Source organism: Corynebacterium sp. MSK047, from assembly GCF_030232285.1.
GTDB lineage: Bacteria > Actinomycetota > Actinomycetes > Mycobacteriales > Mycobacteriaceae > Corynebacterium > Corynebacterium jeikeium_D.
On record NZ_JASPJI010000051.1, the window covers coordinates 1 to 1,419 of the forward strand.

The 1,419-nt window shown below is 62.6% G+C and carries 2 protein-coding genes; both read right to left on the reverse strand.

Translation table 11 applies throughout. The annotated features are described in order from the left end of the window. Window positions 1–49: 49 nt before the first annotated feature. Complete coding sequence (cmx, locus tag QP981_RS11135) at window positions 50–1,225, reverse strand: chloramphenicol efflux MFS transporter Cmx (protein ID WP_005297378.1); 1,176 nt, start codon at window positions 1,223–1,225, stop codon at window positions 50–52. 21 nt (window positions 1,226–1,246) lie between these two features. After that, entirely contained in the window at window positions 1,247–1,300 is a 54-nt protein-coding gene (locus QP981_RS11260; protein ID WP_011113070.1) for a chloramphenicol resistance leader peptide, read from the reverse strand. Between the last annotated feature and the right edge of the window lie 119 nt (window positions 1,301–1,419).

A 1,419-nucleotide genomic window follows, 5' to 3' on the forward strand; every position in this document is an offset into this window, starting at 1 on the left:
GCTAACCGGAGACGGGCACGAGGAGTGAGAAGAGCGTTCGGATGGGTCATCAATTGGCCTCCGCCGCGGTCTTCGTAAGCGCGCGTCTGGTGAGAAGCATGATGACGAGAGCGATCGCTGTCAGCACCGAAGCGACCCAAACCGGCGCGAGCAGCCCCAGCCCGGTCGCGAGCCCGAGCGCACCAAGCACGGGCCCCGCTGCAGCTCCGATATTCAATGCTGCGGTTGCGTACGAACCGCCCATCGTTGGCGCACCCGATGCTGCATACAGCACACGCGTGATCAGAGTACTGCCGACGCCGAACGACAGGAATCCCTGAACGAGGACGAGGACGATAAGCGCAACGGGATGAGATGCGACCACTGCCAACACGATCCAGCCTGTCAGCAATAGCGGTCCGCCGACTGCGAGCACGAGGCCAGGTCGTTGATCTGATAGTCGTCCTGCGATCGTGACGCCAAGGAACGATCCGATGCCGAACATCACCAGCGCGACGGACACCCACGCTTCGGCCAAGCCCGCGGTCTCGGTCACGATGGGTGCCAGGAAGGTGAATGCCGCAAAGGTCCCTCCGTTGATCAGCGCTCCGAGTGCCATGGCCAGGATGAGCCGCGGCGTCGCCAACTGGCTGAGCTCGACACGGAGCCTTGGTGAGGTCGCGCTAGTCTCGCTCCGACCAACATTGTTCGTGACGCCACGAATGACTCCAACGGCCGCGGGAATACAGAGGATGGCGATCGCCCAGAACGTCGTTCGCCAGCCCAGCGCTGTGCCGAGCAGTGCCCCGGCGGGGACGCCCACGACGGTTGCGATCGTCGTGCCGGAGAGCAGGATCGACAGTGCACGCCCCTTCTGGTTCGCTGGCACGAGGGTAGTGGCCGTGCTCAGTGCTACGGCGAGGAATCCTGCGTTTGCGAGAGCGCTGAGCACCCGGGTGATGAGCAGGAGAGAGAACACTGGTGTCATCGCTCCGATGACGTGGCTTCCCGCGAACACGAGAAGGCAAACGATCAATGTGAGCCGCGGTGGCCAACGGCGAGCGAATGCCGCCATCACTGGCGCGCCGACGACCATACCGACTGCGAATGCGGAGGTCAGCAGGCCCGCAGTGCCGACCGAGACGTCAAGTTCGGTCGCGATCGCGGGGAGCAATCCCGCGAGCATGAATTCTGAAGTGCCCATGACGAAGACCGCCAGGGCAAGCATGTAGAGGGCAAAAGGCATCGAGTACTCCGAGGTGTGAGATCAAGAAATGGTTCTTCTTGTCACCACGGCCAGCGCCCCGGGTACGCCAGACATACGCCCACACAGATCGTGGGCGTCGTAACTAGTGGTTCAAGGGGCTGGCGGTGTGACCGACAACCCCTGACCTGTCTGATTCGGGACTCGACATGCCCCAAACTCTAACATGCCTTCAA

What these genes read in the sequence shown, in the direction of transcription:
- cmx (WP_005297378.1), bottom strand. Translation starts at nt 1,225, where the DNA reads ATGCCTTTTGCCCTCTACATGCTTGCCCTGGCGGTCTTCGTCATGGGC.